At 37.2% G+C, this 6263-nt stretch carries 4 protein-coding genes; 2 read left to right on the top strand and 2 right to left on the bottom strand.

The window, feature by feature from the left end; translation table 11 throughout:
- The first annotated feature begins 224 nt into the window (after nt 1-224).
- Together ACFO3G_RS04140 and ACFO3G_RS04135 are read left to right on the top strand one after the other, a co-directional pair.
- Nucleotides 225-1241 (top strand): M28 family peptidase, encoded by a 1017-nt coding sequence (locus tag ACFO3G_RS04140; RefSeq protein ID WP_380078257.1) that lies wholly within the window; start codon nt 225-227, stop codon nt 1239-1241.
- Between the two features lie 8 nt (nt 1242-1249).
- Nucleotides 1250-1666 (top strand): SufE family protein, encoded by a 417-nt coding sequence (locus tag ACFO3G_RS04135; RefSeq protein ID WP_380078255.1) that lies wholly within the window; start codon nt 1250-1252, stop codon nt 1664-1666.
- Nucleotides 1667-2240: 574 nt separating this feature from the next.
- Here ACFO3G_RS04135 and ACFO3G_RS04130 read toward each other — a convergent pair.
- Nucleotides 2241-2510: a hypothetical protein gene (locus tag ACFO3G_RS04130; protein ID WP_380078253.1), complete on the bottom strand. Its 270-nt coding sequence runs from the start codon at nt 2508-2510 to the stop codon at nt 2241-2243.
- Nucleotides 2511-2726: 216 nt separating this feature from the next.
- Nucleotides 2727-5408: a T9SS type A sorting domain-containing protein gene (locus ACFO3G_RS04125; protein ID WP_380078251.1), complete on the bottom strand. Its 2682-nt coding sequence runs from the start codon at nt 5406-5408 to the stop codon at nt 2727-2729.
- Nucleotides 5409-6263 lie beyond the last annotated feature (855 nt).

Genomic DNA, 6263 nt, shown 5'->3' with positions numbered 1-6263 from the left:
GGAAAATTTTAGAAGACTGACGATTGATTATGAGTTTCATGCCGCTACTGCAGAGGCTATGGTTCAACTTGCTTTCTGCAAAATATTGCTTAATAAATTCTCTGAATAATTTTTAAACAGCTTCTTATTCAACCAACTTTAAAATCTATCTAAACAAACTCTAAATGGTTGCCGAAAGAATGACATTAAGTTATCTTTGTGATTTGTAAGAGGTAAATATATTTATGATGAGAACAACTAAACTAAGCGTCACCATTACAGCCATCCTTGGCATAACCGTTTTGATCGGAGCAATAATGATGAGTTGCAAAACAAATAAACAAACCGACACAATACAAAATTCGGCTTCCGAAGAAAGCTCAAACAAACTTTCTGACGGCATTTCATTTAATGCAGACAGCGCTTATCACTACATAGACAAACAAGTATCGTTTGGACCAAGAGTACCAGGATCTGAAGGATGGGAAAAGTGTGGCCGGTGGCTTTATGACAAACTTTCCGGTTTTGCCGATCATATTATTTTGCAAGAATCTACTCAAAAGACATTTGATGGGAAAGAGATCCCTTGCAAAAATATCATAGCATCTATCAATCCCGATGCTACAAACAGAGTTATGGTAGCGGCACATTGGGATACAAGACCCTTTTCCGATCAAGATCCCAACCAAGCCAACCATAATAGACCGATATTAGGAGCAGACGATGGTGCAAGTGGTGTTGGTGTCATCTTAGAGCTTGCTCGCCAATGGCATATCCAAAAGCCAAACATAGGAGTAGACCTTATTTTATTTGATGCAGAAGATTATGGAGACACCAATTCTGAAGATAGTTGGTGCCTTGGGTCCACTTACTGGTCAAACAATCCACATGTAGAAGATTATTCACCTCAATATGGGATATTGTTAGATATGGTCGGAAGCAAGGACGCCACTTTTTATTGGGAAAGATTCTCCAAAGACAATGCTCCAATGATTGTATCCAATATTTGGGAAAAAGCCGCACAGCTTGGCTTTGGAAAATACTTTGTTCAGGCAAATGGAGGATACTTGACAGATGACCACATACCAATCATCAAAAACAGACATATCAAAATGGTTGATATTGTGAATTACAATCCTAACAATCAAAAGGGATTCGGAGACTATTGGCATACACAAGGTGACAACATGAATGTAATTTCTAAAAAGACACTAAATGCGGTTGGTAAAGTAGTTAAAGCAGTTATAGACAGCGAAAAATAAAATATACTATGCAAACAATAAACGAAATTCAAGACGAAATCATTGAAGATTTTCAAGTCTTTGATGATTGGATGGACAAATATCAGGTACTCATAGATATGGGATCATCCTTAGAGAGTCTTCCCGAAGAGGACAAAAACCAAGACAACCTTATTGATGGGTGCCAAAGTAGAGTATGGATAGCAGCAGAAATGAAAGATGGCAAAATGCAACTAAGAGCAGATAGTGATGCTTTGATAGTAAAAGGACTGGTTGCTTTGCTACTCAAAGTACTAAACAATCAAGATCCCAAAGAGGTGGCTAATGCAGATCTCTACTTTATAGATAAAATAGGATTTACAGAACACCTTTCTCCAACCAGATCTAATGGACTACTAAGTATGATCAAACAAATAAAGTACTATGCTGTAGCCTTCGCAGGATAATATTATAGTACCTCCTCATAAGAAGCTGTTTTGATTTATAGAGGGTTCCCAGTAAATCAAAACAGCTTCTTTTTTATCATTAAAACAGAACAGACAGCAACAAAAAAACCTAAGAGACACACCTCTATTTTCGCACAAATCACAAGAAATTAGATAATTAATGTAAAATACACTAAGCCGTTTTTTAGTCTAAAAACAGCATTTTTCCACGTCAAAAGAGACTTGTTCTCTATAAAGCCCAAATACAATAGGACGATTTCGTACTACTTATATGTTAATATATGTATAAGCGACTTTTAATTTGTCTTTCAGCTGCTTAAAAACAGCTTTAAGGCCGCCTTTTTTGGAAGGTCGCGCGACTTGCAATCCATTCTCGCGCTACCTTGAACCTAACCTCGCGCGAGGTTGCACCTGAAGTAGCGCGACTTTGCATGTCAAGGTCGCGCGACAACGGATCCAAAGTCGCGCGAGAATAGATTGCTTCTCGCGCGACATTATTTGTTAATATAGTGCATAAAGAAAGCCCGTTTCGTACTAACAAAACGGGCAAAGTCGATAAGAAGGTCAGGTGACCCTAACCCTCGAACTTGAGATTTTGAAGTTGAATGGAGGTTGATTGAGTAGCTTTTTGATCCACAACTAAGGTAACAGTATTTAACAAATAAAGGTCTCTCAATACGAGCTTCACAGCCCAATGGGAAAGACTATTTCTAAGATCATATTTGATAGTTACCGAGTCGTTGATTTGTTCCTCGTTGACAAGACATATCTTACCCTCTTGAAGGAATGATCCGCCAAGTGAAATGATTATCAAAAGTATGGTAAGTAATATGCTTATCTCCATGGTTATTACTCGTTATCAACGACTAAGATACTGAAAATGATTCTCTTTCGCAACGACACTCCCTATCTTTAGGATGATCTAAAACCTTAATAACCAAAGCTATCTGACTTCTATCACCACCTCACGAGGTAAATATTCATCAAAGTTAACGTAAAAAGGCGTGCCACATTTGACACGCCTTTTTCTCGTCAGAGTCAATTGAAAATATCAACACTCTTATCTCTTTTGAACCTGAATGCTCTTGTCATCCACAACCAATAAATAATTAGCTGATGGCAATGTAGATAAGTTAATGACACAGTTTCCTTCACTATCCAATGTGTTTGAAATCATCCTTCTTCCCTGCATATCATATATTATAACTGATGCTTCCGGCAAAGCACCCTCTATATAAAGATAGTCTTTAACAGGATTAGGATAAACTTTGAATCCTCTATTTTTTACACCACATACTCCGGTAGCCCAAGCATCTTCCAACAAGACAAGCGGCGCCATCGTTCCAAAAGCATCCACCTGATAACCAGAGTTGTCCACCAAAATAACTTTGAGCCTCAATTTAGACCCCGGGTATTCTTTTAATAATTGCTTCATTTGATTTATCATCTTGTGACTATAGCTTGTCATAGGTATTCTCAATTCAATCTTTTTCCCATCCCAGCCAATAGGCATTCTGAATACAGCTATTTGGCCATTTGCAACAGCAATTCCTTCCGAGAGCATCTCTAAACTAACAACATAACCTTCTAACCTTTTGACAAATGTCTGAGATATATCCTCCAAACTAAATCCTTTTATCTCTTTACAGCCTTCTACCAAATGATAATAACCATCTTCATCCAACTGATTCTGATCAAAAGTTATAATATATCCGGGCTCATCATTGTCTGATTCTGAAACCAGCACATCTTCTGCTATGACAATCTCGTCCGTATATCCGACACATTCCGCTGTGATTTTCACTGACACACCCGGCTTGACAGCCAAACGGTCTATATTAATCACCACCAAGTCGTCCATATCGTTGGGATATATAATACTATCCTCATATATGCTGATCAAATCATTGGTTACATTGTCATAGAATCGAATCTTTGTCTCATTTCTTAATTCACTTACTCCACTATTTTTAGCATGAAAAGTTATAATGGATTTATCATAACCCTTGAGTTCGATTCCTACAGAATCTGGAGCAATCTCAATCTTAGGAAAAAGATCTTTTAAGGGCTCAAATTCTTTTATCATTCCGGACTCATCTGTAATGAATATCACTTCATCCACACATCCATTTACCTTCTGAAGTCTATGATACGACTGATCTTCACCCAAAGATTCTACAAATAATTTATACTTAGATTTAGGTGATTGAAACTTTATCCGTTTGGATGACTGCTCAATGGGAAGAACAATAGTCTTTCCAATACTTGTCATTAAGGGGTGTGCAGCCTCTTCATAAACAACATCTTGATCAGACAAAACCTGTCGATCCTCTCTATTATCAACATTTTCAGCCACAAGACGAATATTTGTTTCGAGAGATATATTCTGTTGCATCAAAGTCATTACAAGAAGATTGGAAGACTCATCATCCCTCTGAACGCGAATTCCTCTACACTCTACAAGTGTTGGTGCAAGCATAGAATCCCCATTCTTATCCGGCATAAAATTGATTAGTATCTGTTGTCCATAGTTAAAGCCTCCTCCGGATCCACCTCCAATTCCAAGGACTTCCGGATTGAGAAGATTGAGATCAAAATATCCATTTGACTCACCGCCCCAGCCCCAATTGATATGAAACAGGCCTCCTGCGTCATAGCCATCACAAACAAAGGCATGACCACCTCCCGCACCAAATCCGGCATACAAAACCGGTCTTTTGTTGTTCAACTCATTACAAATTTTCGCTTCCCATTCTGACTGTGTGCAGACTGAACGAGAAAATAATTCAACCGACTTATCATACTTGAAATGATTTCGAAGAGCATAAACTACATTTTGGAGCATGGTTCCACTCACCTGAGCACCATAAATCATGTTTTCTGCTACCCCCACATGGAAACACAATGTGGACAAAGCATCCACAACCTCTGGAGAAGCATCCTGCGGATTATCAAACCTCTGAGGCATGTGATCCCAATCATACTCAACATCAAAGGAAGCTGAAATCTCTTTTTCTCTCTTTCGTAAGACTCCCCTTTCTATAGTGTAACTGTTTGATCCGACACCTTTGTCAGGCCACCTCCAATATCTCATAATCTGACTCGTAGCAGTAGCCACACACCCTACAGGCGCCTTTACCTTCCCGTATAAAAATGTAGGACACTTGTCATTCCATGGATAATCTTGATTCCACTCGATATTTTGAAGTAATGGATCAACCTCTTCTTCTGACCTGAAAGAATGGGAAGTCTTTGCATAAGACAAATCACGACTTATCATTAACCTTATGGCATCTTTATAAGCAGCGAAAAAACCTTTGATATTAGAAGGCATATCTTCTGCAATCAAAAAACGACCTCTCGAAGAATATCCCAATATACAAGGTAACTTATCGTCACCCGAGACAATGACAAAACCATTATTTATACCACGATTAAATATGTAGTACAAAACTCTATTGTCTGAAGAACGAAAAGAACTGTCAGCAATTAATGAAGGTGCAGACACAAGAGTCAATGGCAATTGACTACGAAAAGAAGACTGGAAAGACTGCTTTGAAAAAAACTCATTTGCCAAGGTTTCTGCCCGATGACGATCTATAGGATTAGCAACAAGACTAAAAACAGATAAAAAAAGAATGATCAAAACAATAAATGCTCGAAAAGAACTACAAATATTAATCCATAAATAGGATGTATTCTCAGATACTGATTTGATAAAAGGATAATTTAATTTATTCATACTATGCTGATTATTGATTATAATCTCAATTACAGGATTAACGAGAATAACTTCATAAACGAAACAATATTCCTAAGAGACGTGTATATTACACATAATAAGAACACCAAAGAACAAAAAAGAGATGCTAATAATTGACATAGATGTGTAGATAAGAACAAAGGTCAAGAATCTAAATTATAAACCATAACATCTTACTATTCATTCAATAAATTCAACACAACGACCTCAGCAACTCCTAATCTCACACCATGACAAAATCTCCCCAGATGCTAATCGATCTGTCAATATTATAAAGTCACTCATAGAAACTGTTGAATGTGTGTTCATTATGTTGCACCCCCTGAACCTCACTCTGACAATTTACTTTCATTAAATTCAAAACAGCTTCTTAATCCTTAAAACGGAACAAAATTAATCAATTCAAGGATGTATGTCAAAGTCCAAAACAAATCACTATACCTCCTCTATTAAAAAGCAATACAAATTAAACCAAACATATATCAATAGAACATCGTAATACCATTTATACCTTTATAATAGCACGCTGAAACAGGACGTTATTTAGGGGACAACAATCATTTTGTAAGTTTAATTAGCAATGATATTCAATCATTTGCATTTACTACCTAACGATAAATCTGGATTGGAACAAACTTTTATAAACAAACAGACAACTTATTCTTCAAAGACATAAGGCAACTTTATGTTTGCGTTAGGTACAAAGTCAAAAGGGGCTGTGTCATTATTCGTAATGATTCAGCCTCTAATTTTTTAGCAACCTCTCATTTCTTGAGTTTAAGCAGCCAATTTTTGGATGGGAGCTACCATTGGACTCACAGGAACTCCTAAAAC

The sequence above is a fragment of the Falsiporphyromonas endometrii genome (assembly GCF_042654485.1).
In the GTDB taxonomy this organism is placed as follows: Bacteria; Bacteroidota; Bacteroidia; order Bacteroidales; family Porphyromonadaceae; genus Porphyromonas; species Porphyromonas endometrii.
This window is presented reverse-complemented; position numbering and strand designations above follow the sequence as displayed.

Coding starts and splice junctions, on each gene's coding strand:
- ACFO3G_RS04125 (WP_380078251.1), bottom strand. CDS start 5,408: ATGAATAAATTAAATTATCCTTTTATCAAATCAGTATCTGAGAATACA.
- ACFO3G_RS04140 (WP_380078257.1), top strand. CDS start 225: ATGATGAGAACAACTAAACTAAGCGTCACCATTACAGCCATCCTTGGC.
- ACFO3G_RS04130 (WP_380078253.1), bottom strand. CDS start 2,510: ATGGAGATAAGCATATTACTTACCATACTTTTGATAATCATTTCACTT.
- ACFO3G_RS04135 (WP_380078255.1), top strand. CDS start 1,250: ATGCAAACAATAAACGAAATTCAAGACGAAATCATTGAAGATTTTCAA.